This window comes from Brasilonema sp. UFV-L1 (assembly GCF_012912105.1).
Taxonomy (GTDB): domain Bacteria; phylum Cyanobacteriota; class Cyanobacteriia; order Cyanobacteriales; family Nostocaceae; genus Brasilonema.
In genome coordinates this window covers 33,357-53,014 of sequence record NZ_QMEA01000014.1, presented here as the reverse complement: position 1 = coordinate 53,014, position 19,658 = coordinate 33,357, and the positions used below count along the sequence as shown (strand labels likewise).

Sequence of the window (19,658 nt, the reverse complement as noted above, 5' to 3'; positions counted from 1 at the left end):
TGCTATTTGTATGATGTGGACTGAAATTGATGCCAATATTACCCAAGTCACTGGCGAAAAATTTCAATCGTCACAACGGCGTTCTGTTGGTGGTGGATGTATAAATCAAGGTTACAGTGTCTGTGATGCTCAGCGTACCTATTTTGTCAAGTTCAATCAAGCGTCACAAATCGCAATGTTTGAGGCTGAGGCGCTAGGTTTACAGCAAATGTACCAAACAGCTACTATCCGTGTTCCTAAACCGATTTGCTGGGGTACCGCCGCTGATTCTAGCTATCTAGTTTTGGAATGGTTAGAGATGGGTTCAAGTAATACCAAATCTTGGGAAGACATGGGGCGCAAGTTAGCAGCGATGCATAAAGCTACTAGCAACCAAGGTTTTGGGTCGAACATAAACAATACCATCGGTTCCACCCCTCAAGTGAATACTTGGACAGCAGATTGGGCAGAGTTTTATGCTAAACATCGACTTGGTTATCAATTCCAGTTGGGAAGACGCAGGCGAGGTGATTTTCCCCAAGAGAAAAAGTTACTAGAGGCGATACCAGAACTCTTCGCCACTCACAAACCCCAGCCTTCTTTGGTACATGGTGACTTGTGGGGAGGAAATGCTGGGTGTACTGTTTCAGGAGAACCAGTGATTTTCGATCCAGCGACTTATTATGGCGATCGCGAAGTTGATATCGCCATGACAGAATTATTCGGTGGTTTCTCACCTGCGTTTTATCGGGGTTATAACGAAGTTTGGCGCTTAGACGAAGGATATGAGCAAAGAAAAACTCTCTACAACCTGTATCACATCTTGAACCATTTCAATTTATTTGGAGGTGGTTATTTATCGCAAGCCAACCGGATGATTTCCCAGATTTTGGCGATTTCGCGCTAAGACACATTAGACATTTCCAGAAATTAATTATACGTTATCCGCAGGAACACTAGTAGGTTGGGGAGCCACCGCCGTGGACGGGTTCCCCGGCTTGAGGCGCGTGGCGTTTGACGCCAGGAAACCCAACACAAAACGTTTGTTGTTGGGTTGTGCTACGCTTAAACGCCAGACTTGCCTAGGTCGGGAAAGCCGTCATTCGCGCTGGTTCCCCAACCTACCTTATCTATTGTTATTATTTTGTGCTTAGTTCTTTAAGTTCTTGTTTTGCTTTTTCGTTCAATTCAACATCATTATTTAATTGCAAGATTTTTTGGAAGTCTTGTATAGCTTTATCTTTATTGCCCTTATTCTTATAAACTAACCCTCGGTTGTTGTAAGCTGCGGCATAGTTTGGGTCAAGTATTATAGCTTGCTTACAATTGGCTATAGCACGATCATAGTCTTTCTTAATACGGTATAGCTCACATCGGCTATCATAAGCTGCGGCATCCTTCGGGTCAAGTTTAATAGCTTGGTTAAAATCAGCTATCGCACGGTCATAGTCTTTTTTATACAAATAAGAATATCCTCGGTTGTTGTAAGCTGCGGCATAGTTCGGGTCAAGTTTAATAGCTTGGGTATAATCAGCTATCGCGTGGTCATCGTCTTTTTTATAGGCGTAAGAAAGTCCTCGGTTGTAGTAAGCTGTGGCATCGTTTGGGTCAAGTTTAATAGCTTGGTTAAAATCAGCTATCGCGTGGTCATAATCTTTTTTATTGGCGTAAGAAAGTCCTCGATTGTAGTAAGCTGTGGCATCGTTCGGGTTAAGTTTAATAGCTTGATTCAAATCAGCTATCGCGCGGTCATAGTCTTTTTTATTGTCGTAAGAAAGTCCTCGGTTGTAGTAAGCTGAGGCATAGTTCTGGTCAAGTTTAATAGCTTGGGTATAATCAGCTATCGCGCGGTCATAGTCTTTTTTATTGTTGTAAGAAAGTCCTCGGTTGTTGTAAGCTAGGGCATCGTTTGGGTCAAGTTTAATAGCTTGGTTAAAATCAGCTATCGCGTGGTCATAATCTTTTTTATTGGCGTAAGAAAGTCCTCGATTGTAGTAAGCTGTGGCATCGTTCGGGTTAAGTTTAATAGCTTGATTCAAATCAGCTATCGCGCGGTCATAGTCTTTTTTATTGTCGTAAGAAAGTCCTCGGTTGTAGTAAGCTGAGGCATAGTTCTGGTCAAGTTTAATAGCTTGGTTATAATCAGCTATAGCGCGGCCATAGTCTTTTTTATTAGCATAAGAAAGTCCTCGGTTGTTGTAAGCTGCGGCATAGTTCGGGTTAAGTTTAATAGCTTGATTCAAATCAGCTATCGCGCGGTCATAGTCTTTTTTATTGTCGTAAGAAAGTCCTCGGTTGTTGTAAGCTGCGGCATAGTTCGAGTTAAGTTTAATAGCTTGGTTATAATCAGCTATAGCGCGGTCATAGTCTTTTTTATTGGCGTAAGAAACTCCTCGGTTGTAGTAAGCTTTGGCATCGTTCGGGTCAAGTTTAATAGCTTGGTTATAATCACCGATAGCGCGTTCATCGTCTTTTTTATTAGCGTAAGAAACTCCTCGGTTGTTGTAAGCTGGGGCATCATTTGGGTTAAGTTTAATAGCTTGGTTATAATCAGCTACAGCGCGGTCATAGTCTTTTTTTTCGTCGTAAAAATTTCCTCGATTTTTGTAAGCTAGGGCATCGTTCGGGTCAAGTTTAATAGCTTGGTTAAAATCAGCTATAGCGCGGTCATAGTCTTTTTTAGAGAAGTAAGAAGTTCCTCTGTTGTTGTAAGCGTAGGCATCGTTTTGGTCAAGTTTAATAGCTTGGTTAAAATCAGCTATAGCGCGGTCATAGTCTTTTTTAGAGAAGTAAGAAGTTCCTCGGTAAAAGTAGATTATTTTCTGGTTTAACGCTTTGTTTGAATCATCCCCCTGTTCCAAAGCTTCGCTAAAATTGGTTATAGCTTTTTCCCAATCACTAACTCTGTAACGAATTAATCCCACAGTAAAATGAGTCAAATAACTCATCTGTTTTGAAAGACGTAATTGCAATTGAAAACTATTTAATTCAGAGATGCTAGCCGTCTGTTCTAACGAACCTATTTCAGGTAAGTATTCTAAGGTTTGCAATACTTCAAAATGTGGACTCAACTGTGTATTTGTACTTGTTACGCCATAATTACCCCAGATGACAATACTAGCTTTCTGACTTTCTCCTTCACTAACGGCATCTTGACGGTTAGTAATTATTTTGTTTAAACGTTGTAGTTTGACATCAGGATATTGTTGAAAGGCATCATTTAGCTTATTAAAGATATTTTGAGTCACACGATAGTTTTTTTGCTCAGCAGAAGTTTCAAAATCAGCGAGAAGAACAATAATGTCTTTGGTTGGGAGTTCCAATATATAAAATCCAGTTATACCCCAAAGAGGTATAATCACCATCCCTGCTAGAGCCAAACGCCGTAATTTTTTGTATTGTTTGAATCGTCTAAAGAAATTGATATTAAAACCAGCAATTCGACTTGAGGGATAGTAGATGTATGCACAACAGAGCCAAAAAATAATGAGACCAAAACCTAGTAAAATACGAGTTATTAATCCATAATCGTTAAGTACTAACCGGAAAAGTCCTAGTAAACTAATTATCAAACCAAATACTACCGTGCCAATAAAGAACAACGGTGTATATGGTTGAGTTGTGATTGAGTCTTCCGGACTAAAATCTCTATGTCTAATTTTTATTGTGGGAGTATTAAATTCCGAAAGATTATTTAAATCTATATTATTACAACCAAATTTAAAAGCATCTGCGTAGTTTCTGCCACCAAAAATAGCATCATAAAATCCTTTGGAAAAAAGGATAGCAGAATTGTCTGGAATAGATTGTCCCATACCAATGACACAATCAATATGTTGAAAAATTGCTTCAGCTTGAGTCTCGGAATAGCAAGCGTTTAGTAAAACACACTCTACTTGCTCTTTTGATAACTCAAAAAAACGTGAGAGTGATTGCGTACTTACTATTTGCGCCTCACCTGAGTTATTTTCCAGAACTAAGCCATTTGTCCCAGTACCGTGACCGGAAAAATGTACTATTTGTGGTTTATGATCTAACAATGTACGACGCAACTCATCAATACGAACTGCACCTTTATTAATCAATTCAAAATTTTCTCTATTGAGGGCGCGTTCCCACGCTGCTTGAATTTCTCGTACTTCTTCATCCAAGCGCAAGTTATTTGTATTTATAGGATTGGCTGATAAAATTAAAATCTTCTTCATCAGGCTTTGGGATCACTCGATGAAGTAACTTCGTTTGTTTTTAACCACTGTTCAACTAGTTCAGTTATCACTTGGCTCATCTTCAGCCCACGGATAGCACAGGCTGCGTGAAAGCGTTTCTTGATATCGTCAGCGATACTAATGTGCATCAGTTTTACAGAGTTTAAAGCTTGTAGAAAAAATTGTATCCAAACAAATCTACAAATGTACAATGTCTGGTTTCGGACAAACTTATAAATTTTAGAGCGATTGATCTGTTTGGTTATTGGTTTAATACCATGTCCGGCAAATTACTTGTGATATGTCCGCAGCGAGTGGAACGGAGTGAAACGTAGACCCCGGAGGGGGCTTCCCGCAGGGTAGCAATCGCGAGAGTCTGGGATTGCTTCACTCCGCTATCGCTACGTATGCCCTCCGGGCACGCTACGCTAACGCTGCGGACAAGCATTTAAGCGGACATGATAAGTAAGTCGGCGTAAAAATTTCAAGGTATGTCCGCAGCGAGTGGAACGGAGTGAAACGTAGACCCCGGAGGGGGCTTCCCGCAGGGTAGCAATCACAAGGATTTGGCGTACTTTACATTCTGTTACATGCTTCGGTTTATTTGTGCCGACTTACTTATAACTCTTGATTATTAATTAAGTTTATCATGAGATTTTTTCTACAATTTTGCACTGCGAACAAGTCTACTGACTTCTCATGCGACACAGCGCTCAATTGTTGCAACAACCGACTTGGAGAGTGTATCAAAATCGTAACCGCCTTCCAAGCCAAACAGAATTTTACGAGTTATTCCCAGACAATAATCTGTGAATAAACCATAATCTTGCGGTTGCAAATTGATACTAGCCAACGGATCATCAGCGTTGGCGTCGTAACCTGCACTCACAATCAGTAAATCCGGCTGAAAACTGGATAAAAAAGGCAAAACCTTGTTTTGAAAAATAGGTTGGTATATTTCGATATCACTGCCAGGAGGAAAAGGCAAATTCAACACATTTTGATGAAAACCATGCTCTGTATGATGTCCAGTTCCTGGGTAACACGGGTACTGATGCAGAGAACAGTAAGCAATTTGTGAATACTTTTCTACTATTTCCTGCGTACCATTACCGTGATGTACATCCCAGTCAAGGATGGCGACACGGTTAATTGCTGGTTGTTGTAGAGCATAAAGAGCAGCGATCGCCGCATTGGAAAACAAGCAAAACCCCATCCCCGTATCACTTTCAGCATGATGTCCTGGTGGACGCGCTAAGACAAAAGCTGGTTTACCAGTTTCCAGTACAGCATCAACTCCATCCAACCAAGCACTCACCGCTAACAAAGCAACATCATAACTGCGCGCAGAAACAGGCGTATCTCCATCCAAATAACCGCCGCCAGAAAGAGCTATTTCTTGAACTTTTTTGATGTAACGCCGGGTGTGTGCTTGTTCCAACACAGAAATGACAGAACGCTTTTGGGGTGGAGTGGGTAAGCGCCATTCAATGTGTTGTGCAAATGCAGCGTCTTTCAAGGCGGTGGCGATCGCCGTCAAACGTTCTGGTTTTTCTGGATGGAAAGATCCAGTCTTGTGATCCAGAAACTCATCGGAATAGATGACTGGCAACATAGAGCAACTGAAGTCAGCAGTGAGATACTAATTGAAATTGTATACTGACTACTCTTTAGTAAAGCCAATGATTTCATCGCTTGGTTCATCTAGCATTTCTGGTACTACAGCTGGATTCCCCCGACGTTCTTCTGGCGACAGATTCAGCATGACATCATCCATTTTTGGAGGATGTTTAATTAAGTCACGCATTTCGGGACTTAATTGTGATTCCTCACTTTGTGGATTTGTTTTTTCAGCTTGATTAGGAGTCGTTTCGTTGCTAGACATAATTTTTCCACAACCTTACACGTCTGAGCTTAAACTGTGCTGTTGGAAGTACACACCATCTTGGGGCTTAAATTGAGGATAGTGTTAATTAACCCTAACGTCATAAGCAGAATTTCGTTGCCTTCGATACAATCTAGAAGTAGGGAGAGCCGAGGAGAACAAACCAGTGCTATTGAAAGGCTTTGAAATTGAGATGTACACTGGCACGCCCAGTGGTGATATCGTCGGACTCTCCGACAAGATTGTTGCATCTTTGGATGGATTTGTCCGAGAGCCAGATAGTCGAAATGTAGAATACATAACAGCACCAGCACGAAATTACGATCAGCTTTTATGTGCCTTGTTGCGTCCCCGGCTCAAACTCAGGAACTTTATCAAGGAATTGGGTGATTACACGCTCATTCCAGGAAGCACTCTATCTTTAGGTGGAGGCGATCGCTTTTTTCGCTCTGATCCAACAAACCCCTATCACGACTACATTGAACAAACATATGGTACCAAAGTCGTGACCGCCAGCATTCACATCAATATAGGAATTAGCAATCCAGAAGTCTTAATGCGGGCGTGTCGGGTGATTAGGCAAGAAGCACCTTTATTTCTTGCCTTAAGTGCGTCGTCTCCCTTCCTCAATGGCAAAACAACAGGTTACCATTCCACACGCTGGAGTGTGTTTCCGCAAACGCCTTCTCAAGTACCGTTATTTGAAAGCCACGCCCACCACATTGAATGGGTGGAAAACCAGCTGATGGCTGGAGGGATGCAAAATGTTCGTCATCTTTGGGTGTCAGTTCGACCAAATGGCGATCGCCGCCCTTATGATTTAAATCGCCTTGAACTACGAATTTGCGATCTCATCACAGATCCAATTGCTTTACTAGCAATCACAGCCTTATTAGAAGCGCGTTTAATCCAAGTTATCAAAAATCCCGATCTTGATCCATTAACCCAAAGCAGCTTCTCGCCAGACGAACTTGTCTTTTTAAGCTACGCCAACGAATCCGCAGCCGCAACTTCTAGCCTTGATGCTCAACTCACCCATTGGCAAGATGGTAGCAGCATTTTAGCCAGAGATTGGATTGCCGAAATTTATCAAGACGTTTGGGCGATCGCGAAACAGCATGGCTTTGCTTGTTTCCTTTCACCATTACAAAAAATCCTGCGTGAAGGTAACGAAGCTCAACAATGGCTGCAACTACATGCACTAGGCTTGAGTGAAAAACACGTTATCACTCAAGCTATCCGTACAACAATAGAACGCGAAATGGAACTAGAAGACAAATTGTGTTCTCTTCTAGTTGCTTAGTCAGAACTTCATCAATTCTTCGTCGCTGACGATACTATTTTGTGCTAAGCATCAGTTTAACTCAAAATAACGACACATAAATTGAGAAATCTTAATGTATCTCAGATATCTCTCAGAGATTCTGAGATTTGTTTCATAAATGTTTAAAATTTCTAATCAATAGACAGAGATGAAAAACATTAATAAAAATTATATAAATATTATATCTTAAGGTAGATTTATAAAATATCAGAAATTGTTTTTCATCAATATTGTTTATTTCTCCGCCAATGCCACAGGTCGTTTTAGTGAATCCGCTCATACCTCCAAATACAGGTAATATTGCTCGCACTTGTGCTGCCACAGACACTGAATTACACTTGGTAGGACCTTTGGGATTTGAAATTAGCGATCGCTACCTCAAAAGAGCTGGCTTAGATTACTGGCCTTACGTTAAACTGCACTATCACGAATCCCTAAAAGCCTTTAAGTCTGTACATCAGGCACGTGGCGGAAGACTGTTAGGTTTTAGTGTCAAAGGTCGTTGTAAGTACTTAGATGTTCAGTTTCAATCGAATGATTGGTTGCTGTTCGGTTGTGAAACCACAGGCTTACCACTTGAGGTGATATCAGCTTGTGAGGTTACTCTCTACATTCCCATGACCGAATCAAATGTTCGCAGCTTAAATCTTTCGGTGAGTGTAGCAGTCGGTCTTTTTGAAGCTCGCCGTCAGTTGGGGTTAGAGTAATTCTAAATGAATCGTGACATATGCTACAAGTAATGAAGAGTCATAACTGCAGATGATGGAAAAATTAAATATAAGAAATTTCTATAGGAAATTTCAAGTAACGTTGATGTTGAATGATAGATTTTTGTAAATTGAAATTTACTATGAAGTCAGCAATAAAAACATCACAAACAAGTCATATCAAGCATTTGGGCTAACATGAGTCATGTGTTATTTGAATTTCAGCTAAAAAAATCTGCGCGTTAATACGGTTGTTTTTGGGGAAGAAGAAACGTAAAGTCTCGTGTGGAAGAGACGGATGGCGTGGAAAAGCTCTGAAATATATTTACAGCAGGGTGTCACACTATTCGATGAAGTCGCAGTATCCAACGGCTCAAAGTGCTCAAAGCAACAGAAAGCATGGCTAATATGTCATTGTCAGTCAGGTAGCTTTAGCAATGAAGGCGCAAAATTTACAGAAAACTGAGATGGTCTATGGAATAAAAGATTTAAGGTAGACAAGGCAAGTTAGGCACAAATTGACTCAAATTTACTATTTAATAGTTATGGTGTTAACTTGTCTAAATCAAAGAACCGGGTTAATCTTGCGTAAGTATATCTGACGTATATGATATTTATCTATTGCTTGTGGTGATCTAAATCGTTGACTAGTATTCAGACAGGAAACTTGAGGTCAGTCAAGCAAAGCGTATTCATAGGAGGTCGTCTTTGAAACGAGCATTGAAGAAAAAAGTAAAAGCTGAGTTGGAAAACACCCCAGGCGATGATGTTCCAGTGGAACTGATAGACGCAGTGAATCCAAGAGTTAACCAATGTCGAGTGCCAACAACAGCCGCGATGATTGGCTTGGCAATATCAATGGGAGCAACTAGCCTTTTGGTGACTCGACAAAGCGATCAAGCTGGTGCAGCAGAAGCGTTAGGTAATCAAAAGACAGCCTCAACAATTCCTGCTTCTGATGCTGAGGTGAAGTTTTCAACCATAAAGAAACTAGAGTCACAAGCTGTCTCTTCAGTGAGCGTACCGGAAAATCCTGTAGTCGTAGAACCAACAGCAATTTCCCAGGTAAACGAACTGAGGGCGAAATGGCAAGTTGCAGCAAGCAAGATGTCAGCGCCAACCTCTTTACCAGGAGGAATTCCAAACTCACCGAAAGCAACAGAGAAACAAAGCATTGCCTGGGAAAAAAATAATTTACAACAGTCCAGAAAGCAGGGGATACAAACACCATCTCATGCTAATGGTATTGTGAATAACATGCAAAGCGTGTCCTCTGTATCTGCTCAACCAAGAACAGTAGAATCAGAAGTCAATACCCAACTGAAAGCGCAACAAGAATATGCGCTCAACCGATTACAGGAAAAATCGAACCGTTTAAGACAAAGTCTGGTAAAATGGCGAGCTGAGGAAAGCAAAAATTTATCACAACAAAGCTCGACTCAGTTCGTACAGCCAATGGCTGTGGCAGAGAAAATGCCACAGACAAGTACAATCACTGCTACTGAGCAGTCGTCTTCCACGACTAGCGATCCAAGCCGAGCAAGGCTCGTATCGAAGTTAAAGCAAAAGTCAGAGGTACGCTTTCCAACAGAACCAGCCTCAGTAGCAGTGATTGCACCAGCAACAGTCATCGCACAAACAGCAATTGCAACATACGAGGTGAAACCAGGAGATACAATAGGGGCGATCGCCAGTGATTATGGTGTTTCGGTTTCAGAACTGGTAAAGGCAAATCACCTCAACAACCCTCATCAGCTGCAAATTAGCCAAAAACTCTCCATTCCTGTCGCAGAAAACAGCGATACGACACCGTCAGCTGTCGCAATGGAATCAAGTCCTGTTGGAGTGAGTCGTACGACTAACGTAGGCGACACAAATCCACACTCACTCATCGCCAACAATCGTAGTGTCACTGTTCCGACACCAGTACTTGGTAACACCCAGTTTCTGTCATACATTCAATCAACGACCGCTAACTTAACAGAAAATAATATTACAAATACCCAAACTTCTAGTACGACTACATCTTATTATGGTATGGGTGGTGACACCCCAGTGCCAAAAGTTTTTACAGAAGCTCAATTGGCACAAAGACCAACTGCTACAACAGAAAAACAGGTAAAAAGCAATCAACGTCTCCGCAGTTTGCAATTGGAGATTGAAAAATTGCGGGAGAAATACCGCTCTCAGCAAGCAGGTAGTAGTATAGTTGTGCCAGAGGGGAATGAAGCGAATAAGGTCCCAGTAGCGGTTCCTGTTTCCAATCAAAATCATGGTGCGGTACCAATTTCTGTTCCTAGACCAAATAGTGGTACAGTGCAAATACCTGTGAATGGACAGAACAACACTGCAGTGCCGATACTTGTTCCCAGACCACTAGCACCTAATTATGGTAGTCAACCAGGTAGGCCAGCGTACCGGGCTAATCAAAGACCTGCAAACGATCCAATTAATCCAGAACTGCTACCAAATCGAGCGATAGTAACACCTTCTATGGGTATCGATGCCTCTCGTTCCCTTGGTTCTCTGCGGGGAAGTACAGTTTCTCCACAGTTACCACCTTTAGCAGCAGTGGATAGATACCTACCAAGACCGATTGACGAGAATACAGCACCTCCATCTACTTCTACTGCAGCTTATATGTGGCCAGCAAAAGGTACTTTGACCTCTGGTTATGGCTGGCGTTGGGGAAGAATGCACAGGGGAATTGACATTGCTAACTCAACTGGCACGCCCATTTACGCATCAGCCGACGGCGTCGTAGAAAAGGCTAGTTGGAACAGTGGTGGCTATGGCAATCTTGTGGATATTCGCCATCCTGATGGTAGCATGACTCGCTATGGCCATAATAGCAAGCTTTTGGTGCAGCCTGGTCAACAGGTACGCCAAGGTCAAACAATTGCTTTAATGGGTAGCACAGGCTTTAGCACAGGTCCACACACTCACTTTGAAATTCATCCGAGTGGCAAAGGTGCAGTCAATCCAATCGCCTTACTGTCAACAGCACGTCTGTAAGCATTGGCAATCTGTAACTACATTATTGCTTATTCTTTTGAGGGAGCCTAGCTCCCTTACTTTTTTTTATAGGTATTGGCAGAAAGTAGAGTCACCCTTGACCTTTGACTTCAGAGTTTTTGTATGCTATCTTAAAAAGATAAAATAAATGCACGGCTCAGTAGCTCAGTTGGTTAGAGTAGGGGACTCATAAGCCCTTGGTCGTCAGTTCGAGTCTGACCTGAGCCATTTTTACAAGGAAAGAGATCGAAACCGTTGAATTGAGTTTTCTTCAGCCTTTCCAATTGAACAGGGCATAAATATAAGCGATGCTTTCAGAAATGATTGTTCGCACACCTTCGCTAGAAGCCCACCATTTTGTAGGATTGTAATTAGATGTATTAGCAGCAATCACACCCACTTTGATATTGGGAGGAAGAACTCGTTTATATATTAACCAGCTTCTACGAGCATGGGCATCATCAGTAAACAAATTTATTGATGTGAACTCAGCATTTGAAGTAGATAGCCACTGATAAAATGCCACAGCAGATGCATGAGTACGATCCTTAATGACATCAGGTGTTGCAATAACCACTAGCTTTTCATTTGGAACGCCCAGTTTTTTCAAAGTTGCTGCGGCAATTTCTGCATAATTTTTGTATTCCGCTAAATAATACCCTCTTTCTACCGGAATTCCTGTTGTAAAAATTTGGCGATAGGAACTTTTGGAAATTTCGCTGAACGCTTGTTGTAGTGCTTCGTCTGTTAGCCATCCTTCTACAACCAGCACATCCGCTTTGATAGGAGAAGTAACTGCCAGAAATGAATGTATGTGAGTGATCGTGAAAACTAATAAAATAACGGCAGTTACGAACAGACTCACCCATCCTTGAAGAGTCAGTGTCCACATTTGTTGCCGTTGGATAAACCGAATTTTGGGGAATTTTCGCTTTTGATAAGGACTTTTCGCAGGCATTACACCTTTTCTGAACGCTTTGCTTTAAGATATTCAAACACAGATTTATCTCCAATATCCGGAGGAATTGCTTGTACGACTTTGCGTAAGGCAAACACCACAAATAAAATTGCCCACACTCCAAGTAAAACCTTTTCTCCCTGTATTGGCAAAATACCAAGCATATGTGCCAGTAATAGTAACGGTACTATGGGTGTCAGTATTTTGGTTTCCAGACGATTGAAGCAAAATGCTTCTTTGAAATAAATCCCTGTCAAAGCTGCAAAGATAAAGCCTACTCCCAACAAGGTGACTGGTTGAGTGTAAATGGTGACAGCTAAAGGGTCAGTGCTAGATAATGCGAGTATGAGTGCGGTTACACTGCCAATAACCCAAAAAACTTGCAAAACTCGGTGCAAAAATGCCATATATATGTGAATGGTCAGTAAACTCACACCAAGAGCCAGACTGAAGCAGGCATACAAAGGCGTCAATAGTTTAAAATCTGGGTTATCGTTTAGCAAAACCAAAGCACTCGCGATCGCAAAACTGAGTGCAGCTACCATTAATCCAGTACGGTAGATGATAACGCCTGTGCGATCGCCCTCAGTTATTGTAAATTCGCCGAATTGACCTTGATAAACTTCTGGTACAGATACTGTTTGCTCAATCATAGCTATTTTAGATTTAAATTTTGAATGACTTGCAGTAACCACAAAAAATCTTTTTACCTACCATTTCCATAATAAGTACCTTTGCTGACGTATGATTTTGGGTGAATTTTTAAAAATCTTCATCACCGCAGGATACAATCTCCCCAAACTCATCTCCAGAAAAACTACTAGCTTTCAAAAACCAATTCTACTGTATCCCCTAACTCAAGCTGCAACAGTGACTGTGCGTTACCGCAATTGATCGCAATTTCTACCCAGCCGTGACTTTCAACTAAGGCGATAGCACCCCCAATTTTGACATCACTATAAGCTTGACATCCTGCGATCATTAACCCAGCCGCTTTAACACACCAAGTTTTGCCTTGCACGTAACTCCCTGGAATATTCGTCACTAAGTTACCGAAGTGGTCAATATATTGAATAGAACCTGCTATACCACTTTCTGTTAGTGTACAATCAGATATATTCAGTTTTACTAAAGCTGTTGAATCAATTGGATTTCCCAAATCCGTGAAAGGGACTCCAGTTGCTAAATGTGCAGCTACTGGTGCAAAAATGTCCCTCCCGTGAAAAGTCCGACTGGGTTGAGGGATTCTCCAATAATCAGGGTTTGTCAATTCTACGACTGCAAGTGCTGGACTTTGACTGAGTAGTCCGCTAAAGATACCATTATCTGGTCCAACCAGAAAGCCATTCGCAAATTCCACTGCGATCGCTCGTCGCTTTCCTCCCACACCCGGATCGACAACTGCCAAATGCACTGTTCCAACGGGAAAGTAGGAGTACGCATTCATCAAGCAAAACCTCGCTGCTGCGATGTTTTGCGGCGGAATTTGATGTGTCAAATCTATCACCTTAAGTTCTGGGTTGATTTGGGCAATAACTCCCTTCATCACCCCGACATAAATATCGCGATCGCCAAAATCGCTAAGCATAGTGATCATCGGATAAGTAGAATGCATCTGGATGTAATCAATATATTTCTGGTTGATTTACATATATTAAGTTTTTTTTGTCTGTAACATAAGCTACGAAAAATTTGTTATGTTATGAAAATCAGATATTTATGGAGTTATGAAAGAGGCAAATCGTTAAAATGGCCAAGAACAGAGTGGAAGTTATAAGAAAAGCACGCAAAGCGCATCAATTGAATATCATAAGAAGTTTAGAACATCGCTTAGAAGTAGCTAGAGCCAAAGGTGACGAAAGTTTAATTCGCCAACTGGAAGCAGAAATGAAGTATTTTAGCTAAGTCAAGATTTTATTTTTCTAGTTCATAGTTTTGTTGTGTGTCAGCCCGCTTTGGCGGGTTTTTTTGTTTTAAAGTTAAGCCACACCCTATGCTCCTCTTTTCAGAACTTAGGACAGAGGAAACTTTTAAAAGTCATGATTTAAATCAATACCAGAACATAGAAATAGAGCTTCTATGTTCTGGCTTACTAACTAGATATTTGGTCGGTCGATACTATACTTAGCAATAGAAGTAGCGTTTTGCAAAACGAGTCTTGACTTCTTAGTTAACACTAGCTTCTAGAGCTTGACTAGAAGTGGAGGAAGATAGTTCGCCCAGATTAATCTTGACAACACGATTGCGAACTTCTTCTACCTTGGGTAAAGTGAGAGTTAGAATACCATCATGGTAGTCAGCTTGTACCTTGTCATTCTGCACTGCAACTGGCAAGTTAATAACGCGCTGGAACTGACCATAACGGAATTCAGAGTGCAAGTAGTTAGAGCCATCATACTGATGCTGCTGACGTTCTCCAGAAAGAGAAATAGCATCACGAGTTACTTGCAAATCTATGTCCTTCACCACAACACCAGGAAGCTGTGCTTTGAAAATCAAGTTATCACCTGCATCAATTAACTCAACAGCAGGAGTCCAGACAGCAGATGACGCATTGCTAGATTGAGCCGTCAGTTCATCAAAGACATGATCCATTTGACGACGAAGGTTTTCTAGTTCTCTGAAAGGTTGCCAGTAGCGAATCATCATAAACTGTTTACCTCTGTATTTAATGACTAATTACCAGGTGTTTTTCGTTCAGCAATTCCGAGAGCGTTTCAATTGCTTACACCAGTTATCTTGCCCTAACATTTCGTGTGATGAAAATACAGAGAACACGACTTTAGATGTCGTATTTTCACACCAAGCAAAAGATGAGTTGTAAATAGTTAAAAGCAGTAAATCTTCTAATTTTACGCTTCTATGAGTTATTGTGAAGTACGGTTATCTTTACAGAATTCAGTAGGGTCTATAAGCTTGTACCAGAGGTGATTGTAAATGTGATAATTATCTATTTATGTAATCAAGTGAAGAACTATATCCAAAGCGTTACAAAGCAAGTCCTATTGGCTGCTCATCCTCGATCATCAAAAACAGAAAAAGCAGATGTACAAGAAAATACACATCTGCTTTTGTTGACTTCAACTTTCAGTCAAAAGCTATTTCACCTGAGTCACGCGCCAACTAAGCTTGAGATTAACCCAAAAGTTCCAAACAGTAGCAATCGCAATAGCAATCAGGTTAGCAACGTAGCGGTTGGGAATCACGAAATTAAACACCAAATTTAACACCAACACATTCAACACCAATCCTGCAAGACAAATCATGTTGAATTTTAAAAACCGCTTCAAGCGCTGACTTCCTTGTAGCTGCGCCCTGCTAACATCAGCAAACGTCCAGATGTCATTCCACAAAAAATTATTCAAAATTGCCACTTCCCCAGCAATGATTTTACTGCGCGTCAGTGGTAAGCTTAAGGTTGTTGGGTCACTGAGCAAGTAAAGTACTACCATATCTACAAAGACCCCAGAGAATCCTACCAAACCAAAGCGAACAAAGCGACCTATAGGGAAACCAATGCGTTGAGAGAATTGTCCCAAAAAACCTGTTGATAACCGCAAGCGGATTAAGTGGTGAATATAATCGACATACTGTTTCCAAGTAACTTTACTTTCACCCTCTTTGCGCTCACAAAACACGTAGCCAACTTCAGCAATTTTACCCACTATCCCACGTCCAATGACCTCCAGCAAAATTTTGTATCCCACAGGATTGAGGATTTTACCAACTACACAGCGCCGACGTACCAGAAAATAACCACTCATCGGATCTGACACTCTTCCGAGAACGCCTGGTAAGAGAATCAATCCTAATAATTGAGCACCCCGAGACAAGAAACGCCTCATAAAACTCCAACTACTGACTCCACCACCTTCTACGTGTCGGCTGGCGACGGCTAAATCTGCTCCCTGTTGAATCGCTTGCAATAGTTGCAGTAGCACGTGGGGTGGATGTTGCAAATCAGCATCAATAACTCCCAGAACATCTCCTGTAGCGGCTTGCCATCCGCGAATCACAGCGCTGGATAGTCCCCGTTCATCCTGTCGTCGCATCACCCGCAGTTGTGGATATTTTACCATCAAAGACTGTGCAATTTTCCAAGTACCATCTGGACTATCGTCATCTACGACAATCAGCTCATACTTTCCTGGTATTGTTTCATCTAACAAACTGCTCAATACAGAGATGATTTTTTGGATATTTGCTGCTTCGTTATATGTTGGAATCACCAGAGAAAATAAAGTGAGTACATTATCTGCGTTTCCTGTTACAGAGGACAAGTCTGATATCTGCAATGGACCAGTGGGTACTGATAAAAAAGAGTTCGGTTGGATACTATTCATGTAGAAACCATTTTGTGGGGAAACAGCACATGTAGCCATTATGCCCGAGCTTGCTGTTGATGGTTTGAGTCAAAGTTAATAGATAGTTGTGATTATTTTTTCTTCTCTTACAAGAGGTATGTCTTGGGAATTGTTGAATTTGTGTACTTTTCTTCGATTTTATGTCATCAGTAATACTATTAATTACAGCAGCAATTCCTGAGTCAGGAGTCAGGAGCGGAGCAAGGAAAGCTCCGCCTCCGGTCAGAAGTAAAAAGGGCTTAGAGTCTGCGTTTTAGACTTCAGTACTGTACTTCATTTACTTGCAATCTGCTGTAAGTCTTTCTATTGTCAAGAATAGTTATATTTAATATCTAGACTTTTATTTACTAGCCAAGAATATCAATAATTTTTGGTATTTGAATTGGTATTTGAAATTGTCATTCCTCTAAGGATATAAAAAGTAAATTAACCTGCACTGTATTTCCTCCAACTGAATAACAATTTTAGCGATCGCCATTATGAGTGCTAGGTGTGTTTTTTGCTTCAAAGACACAAACATTTTCTGTAAGGTGGCTGATGCCCACCCTACTTTGTTGTGGTCTAATCATTTGAAAATGGCTGTAAAAACAACGATATTTAAATAATTAGCGCCCAAATCTCGATCAAGTTGGTAGTTTTTCAGGATAAAAAATCTTCCTGACTAGCTATATTAATGACAAAATTAAACCGTAAAACTACTCAGGGTTCTCACTATTGTCTAACTCAATTGTTTCTTCTTGAGTTTCTTTGACTCGACGAATGGGCATGTTAGCAATTAAAGCTGTCGTCCTTTGGTTGCTTTCCAGGGAAAACTCTAAGCCATCCGTTTCAACTTCTACGTAACGACAGACAATATCTAAGATTTCTTGCCGCATCTTGTCTAGTACATCAGGGCTGATGTCAGCACGATCATGAGCGATCACCAATTGGAGGCGGCGTTTGACTTGAGTGCGACTATTGTCAGCACTACGAACAAAAAATCTTTCTAAAATTTCAAGAATCATTGCAGCTAGCTAGCTAAGTCGGCAGCAGAGGGAATATGTTAAATACTTTTTGTCCAGAACAACCTTCTCAAACGAGAGAAGATGTTGTCTTGATGTGAGTCAAGCTGAAGAAATTCGACCGTTTCTCCTTCTAATCTACGAACAATATTGTCGATCGCTGTAGCAGCTAAAGAAGGATTCTCCGCTAAGACTAAAGGTTCACCGCGATTTGTAGAAACAATAACGCGCTCATCATCAGGAATAACTCCAATTAAGGGAATTGCAAGAAGTTCCTGAACATCTTGAACCGACATCATATCATTTGCCCGTACCATTGCAGGTCTGATACGGTTAATAATCAGGTGAATACGTTTAATGCCTTGTGCTTCCAGTAATCCAACGACACGATCAGCATCACGCACTGAAGCAATTTCTGGAGTGGTGACAATCAGGGCTTCTTTTGCCGGGGCGATCGCGTTTTTAAACCCCATTTCAATTCCTGCTGGGCTATCAACCAAAACATATTGATACTTTTGCGCCAGTGCATTTACCAATAATTTCATCTGATCGGGAGTCACCGCATCTTTGGTACGATTTTGTGCAGCAGGTAACAAAACAAGGTTAGGTTGCCGCTTATCCCTTACCAAAGCTTGTTCTAAGCGACACTCTCTAGCCAAAACTTCAACCGCTGTATAAACGATGCGATTTTCTAGCCCTAGTAGCAAATCCAAATTTCTCAAACCAAAATCCGCATCAACCAAAGCCACTTGACGCCCCATTTTGGCTAAAGCCATCCCCAGATTTGCCGTAATCGTGGTTTTTCCTACCCCTCCTTTGCCGGAGGTTGTAACAATAATGCGAGTCATGATAGAAACGAGCTCGATTAGTGATTAAAAAATATACAACAATAAAAAAGATTTAGGTCTCTTGATTCATCCTACTTAATAGGATTCTAGAAAAATCGCTAACTCTCGCAATGCGAATTCCTTGAGACGTAATATACGCTACCTCAGGATAAAACTGCATTGGGGACTTTTCTGGAGCTCTTGCAACAGCATCTGCAATTCGCAGCTGCGTTGGTTCCATCTGCAAAGCCATAATCAGACAATCGCGATTTCCAAGGGCACCTGCATGAGCAATTCCACGTAGACGACCCCAAACAAGAATATCTCCATCTGCAACTACAATACCACCAGGGTTCAAATCCCCTAAGAGGATAACATGACCTGGGTGACGAATTTCTTCTCCAGAACGCAACGTCTTTTCTAAATAGAGAGGTTCTGCAAGCGGAGGTTTATCCGGTTTTGACTCAGCGCGAAGTGTTGTTTGTTGCTGCAATTGTTCTACAGAGTAGCCCATCGTGACTGCAGCAATAGCAGTTTGGCGACGACTAGTAGACACCGATTTTAGCTCAATTTGAAATTGATTCAAACTTTCGGCAAGTTCTTGGAGTTGTCTACCATCTAACAAGCGATCTTGGGCAACCAGATGTAGCGCTGTATTAGGTGAAAAAGAGCGATCGCAAGCCAAAAGCCGCAACTTCATTTGTTGCCAAATCTCAGTCCAATTGTTTTCTGAAGAAGGGAATTGAGACTCTGTTGGTAAAATTAAAAAAAGTTTTTCCTCCTGAGTTTTTATTTGGACTTGAATATTGGGATTCACCGTAACTTCTAATGACAGTGATTCACTTAACTCTACGTTGAGAAAAGCTGGATTGAATTCTAACTCAGGAACAACAGAATTTGACTCAACATCAGGATGATAAGCATTCGACTCTGTATTGGAAACAAGATGTGACTCATCAGAATGGGAAGAATTTGTCTGTTCTCTATCAAGATGAGAAGAATCTACCTCCACGTTGGAATACTCGGAAATAAGATGTGACTCACCATCAGGATGGGAAGAATCTAACTCCACGTTGGAATAGTTAGAACCTGTCTGTTCTATATCAGGATGGGAAAAATTTGCCTTCACGTTGGAATCATTGGAATTTGACTCGATATTATAATCTGAAGAATGCGATTTTAAGTAAAGTAGGACAGAATTAACCTCTGCTTCGGGGAGGACTGGATTATCCTCTGCTTGCGAAATCGCTTCTACATCAGAAAGCGTAGAGATTTCCTCCACATCAGAAAAAGCTTTTTTCGACTTCTGATCAGGAATAGCAGAATCAGAAGTCATGTAAGACTTGCCAAAATACGGAATAGAGCGATCATCCATACCAGATTAGTGACCATT

At 41.2% G+C, this 19,658-nt stretch carries 17 protein-coding genes and 1 tRNA gene; 6 read left to right on the top strand and 12 right to left on the bottom strand.

Annotation, left to right across the window (positions count from 1 at the left end; all coding sequences use genetic code 11):
- The first annotated feature begins 13 nt into the window (after positions 1-13).
- Positions 14-886: a fructosamine kinase family protein gene (locus tag DP117_RS06925; RefSeq protein ID WP_169217608.1), complete on the top strand. Its 873-nt coding sequence runs from the start codon at positions 14-16 to the stop codon at positions 884-886.
- A 232-nt stretch (positions 887-1,118) separates the two neighbouring features.
- On the opposite strand, the gene DP117_RS06920 is transcribed toward DP117_RS06925, so the two are convergent.
- From DP117_RS06920 to DP117_RS06900, 4 genes are all read right to left on the bottom strand, one after another.
- Positions 1,119-4,184 carry a tetratricopeptide repeat protein gene (locus DP117_RS06920; RefSeq protein WP_248277563.1) on the bottom strand — a complete coding sequence of 1,022 codons (3,066 nt, stop codon included), beginning with the start codon at positions 4,182-4,184 and terminating at the stop codon, positions 1,119-1,121.
- Positions 4,184-4,333: a plasmid partition protein ParG gene (locus DP117_RS06910; RefSeq protein ID WP_169217582.1), complete on the bottom strand. Its 150-nt coding sequence runs from the start codon at positions 4,331-4,333 to the stop codon at positions 4,184-4,186. The genes DP117_RS06920 and DP117_RS06910 overlap by 1 nt, the downstream gene beginning before the upstream one ends.
- A 548-nt stretch (positions 4,334-4,881) precedes the next feature.
- The gene (locus tag DP117_RS06905) at positions 4,882-5,799 is read right to left on the bottom strand and encodes a histone deacetylase (protein ID WP_169217581.1); all 918 of its coding nucleotides are present in this window, start codon (positions 5,797-5,799) and stop codon (positions 4,882-4,884) included.
- Between the two features lie 48 nt (positions 5,800-5,847).
- The gene (locus DP117_RS06900) at positions 5,848-6,069 is read right to left on the bottom strand and encodes a hypothetical protein (protein WP_169217580.1); all 222 of its coding nucleotides are present in this window, start codon (positions 6,067-6,069) and stop codon (positions 5,848-5,850) included.
- Positions 6,070-6,235: 166 nt separating this feature from the next.
- Here DP117_RS06900 and gshA point away from each other — a divergent pair, with 166 nt between their 5' ends.
- The 4 genes from gshA to DP117_RS06880 all read left to right on the top strand — a co-directional run bounded on the left by gshA (position 6,236) and on the right by DP117_RS06880 (position 11,343).
- Positions 6,236-7,372, top strand: a complete 1,137-nt coding sequence (gshA, locus tag DP117_RS06895) for a glutamate--cysteine ligase (RefSeq protein ID WP_169217579.1) — start codon at positions 6,236-6,238, stop codon at positions 7,370-7,372.
- A 269-nt stretch (positions 7,373-7,641) separates the two neighbouring features.
- Positions 7,642-8,100 carry a tRNA (cytidine(34)-2'-O)-methyltransferase gene (locus DP117_RS06890; RefSeq protein WP_169217578.1) on the top strand — a complete coding sequence of 153 codons (459 nt, stop codon included), beginning with the start codon at positions 7,642-7,644 and terminating at the stop codon, positions 8,098-8,100.
- Between the two features lie 708 nt (positions 8,101-8,808).
- Positions 8,809-11,115: a peptidoglycan DD-metalloendopeptidase family protein gene (locus tag DP117_RS06885; RefSeq protein WP_169217577.1), complete on the top strand. Its 2,307-nt coding sequence runs from the start codon at positions 8,809-8,811 to the stop codon at positions 11,113-11,115.
- 154 nt (positions 11,116-11,269) lie between these two features.
- Positions 11,270-11,343: transfer RNA gene (locus tag DP117_RS06880), tRNA-Met, on the top strand.
- 43 nt (positions 11,344-11,386) lie between these two features.
- On the opposite strand, the gene DP117_RS06875 is transcribed toward DP117_RS06880, so the two are convergent.
- The 3 genes from DP117_RS06875 to DP117_RS06865 form a co-directional block, all read right to left on the bottom strand.
- On the bottom strand, positions 11,387-12,073 hold the full coding sequence (locus DP117_RS06875; RefSeq protein ID WP_169217576.1) for an ElyC/SanA/YdcF family protein: 687 nt from the start codon (positions 12,071-12,073) through the stop codon (positions 11,387-11,389).
- Positions 12,073-12,726: a DUF2301 domain-containing membrane protein gene (locus tag DP117_RS06870; RefSeq protein ID WP_169217575.1), complete on the bottom strand. Its 654-nt coding sequence runs from the start codon at positions 12,724-12,726 to the stop codon at positions 12,073-12,075. The genes DP117_RS06875 and DP117_RS06870 overlap by 1 nt, the downstream gene beginning before the upstream one ends.
- 167 nt (positions 12,727-12,893) lie before the next feature.
- Complete coding sequence (locus tag DP117_RS06865) at positions 12,894-13,688, bottom strand: SAM-dependent chlorinase/fluorinase (RefSeq protein ID WP_169217574.1); 795 nt, start codon at positions 13,686-13,688, stop codon at positions 12,894-12,896.
- 134 nt (positions 13,689-13,822) lie between these two features.
- On the opposite strand from DP117_RS06865, the gene DP117_RS06860 reads away from it, so the two are divergent.
- A complete protein-coding gene (locus tag DP117_RS06860; RefSeq protein WP_169217573.1) occupies positions 13,823-13,978 on the top strand; it encodes a hypothetical protein in 156 nt (51 codons plus the stop codon).
- 261 nt (positions 13,979-14,239) lie between these two features.
- On the opposite strand, the gene DP117_RS06855 is transcribed toward DP117_RS06860, so the two are convergent.
- The 5 genes from DP117_RS06855 to minC all read right to left on the bottom strand — a co-directional run bounded on the left by DP117_RS06855 (position 14,240) and on the right by minC (position 19,640).
- The gene (locus tag DP117_RS06855) at positions 14,240-14,722 is read right to left on the bottom strand and encodes an Hsp20/alpha crystallin family protein (RefSeq protein ID WP_169217572.1); all 483 of its coding nucleotides are present in this window, start codon (positions 14,720-14,722) and stop codon (positions 14,240-14,242) included.
- A gap of 449 nt (positions 14,723-15,171) precedes the next feature.
- On the bottom strand, positions 15,172-16,416 hold the full coding sequence (locus DP117_RS06850) for a glycosyltransferase (protein WP_169217606.1): 1,245 nt from the start codon (positions 16,414-16,416) through the stop codon (positions 15,172-15,174).
- A gap of 716 nt (positions 16,417-17,132) precedes the next feature.
- Positions 17,133-17,441 carry a cell division topological specificity factor MinE gene (gene minE / locus DP117_RS06845; RefSeq protein ID WP_169217571.1) on the bottom strand — a complete coding sequence of 103 codons (309 nt, stop codon included), beginning with the start codon at positions 17,439-17,441 and terminating at the stop codon, positions 17,133-17,135.
- Positions 17,442-17,479: 38 nt separating this feature from the next.
- Entirely contained in the window at positions 17,480-18,286 is an 807-nt protein-coding gene (minD, locus tag DP117_RS06840) for a septum site-determining protein MinD (protein ID WP_169217570.1), read from the bottom strand.
- Positions 18,287-18,338: 52 nt separating this feature from the next.
- On the bottom strand, positions 18,339-19,640 hold the full coding sequence (minC, locus tag DP117_RS06835) for a septum site-determining protein MinC (protein WP_248277562.1): 1,302 nt from the start codon (positions 19,638-19,640) through the stop codon (positions 18,339-18,341).
- Positions 19,641-19,658 lie beyond the last annotated feature (18 nt).

Coding starts and splice junctions, on each gene's coding strand:
- minE (WP_169217571.1), bottom strand. CDS start 17,441: ATGATTCTTGAAATTTTAGAAAGATTTTTTGTTCGTAGTGCTGACAAT.
- DP117_RS06925 (WP_169217608.1), top strand. CDS start 14: ATGTGGACTGAAATTGATGCCAATATTACCCAAGTCACTGGCGAAAAA.
- DP117_RS06900 (WP_169217580.1), bottom strand. CDS start 6,069: ATGTCTAGCAACGAAACGACTCCTAATCAAGCTGAAAAAACAAATCCA.
- DP117_RS06860 (WP_169217573.1), top strand. CDS start 13,823: ATGGCCAAGAACAGAGTGGAAGTTATAAGAAAAGCACGCAAAGCGCAT.
- DP117_RS06850 (WP_169217606.1), bottom strand. CDS start 16,416: ATGAATAGTATCCAACCGAACTCTTTTTTATCAGTACCCACTGGTCCA.
- DP117_RS06865 (WP_169217574.1), bottom strand. CDS start 13,688: ATGCATTCTACTTATCCGATGATCACTATGCTTAGCGATTTTGGCGAT.
- DP117_RS06855 (WP_169217572.1), bottom strand. CDS start 14,722: ATGATGATTCGCTACTGGCAACCTTTCAGAGAACTAGAAAACCTTCGT.
- DP117_RS06875 (WP_169217576.1), bottom strand. CDS start 12,073: ATGCCTGCGAAAAGTCCTTATCAAAAGCGAAAATTCCCCAAAATTCGG.
- DP117_RS06910 (WP_169217582.1), bottom strand. CDS start 4,333: ATGCACATTAGTATCGCTGACGATATCAAGAAACGCTTTCACGCAGCC.
- DP117_RS06905 (WP_169217581.1), bottom strand. CDS start 5,799: ATGTTGCCAGTCATCTATTCCGATGAGTTTCTGGATCACAAGACTGGA.
- DP117_RS06870 (WP_169217575.1), bottom strand. CDS start 12,726: ATGATTGAGCAAACAGTATCTGTACCAGAAGTTTATCAAGGTCAATTC.
- DP117_RS06920 (WP_248277563.1), bottom strand. CDS start 4,184: ATGAAGAAGATTTTAATTTTATCAGCCAATCCTATAAATACAAATAAC.
- minD (WP_169217570.1), bottom strand. CDS start 18,286: ATGACTCGCATTATTGTTACAACCTCCGGCAAAGGAGGGGTAGGAAAA.
- minC (WP_248277562.1), bottom strand. CDS start 19,640: ATGGATGATCGCTCTATTCCGTATTTTGGCAAGTCTTACATGACTTCT.
- DP117_RS06890 (WP_169217578.1), top strand. CDS start 7,642: ATGCCACAGGTCGTTTTAGTGAATCCGCTCATACCTCCAAATACAGGT.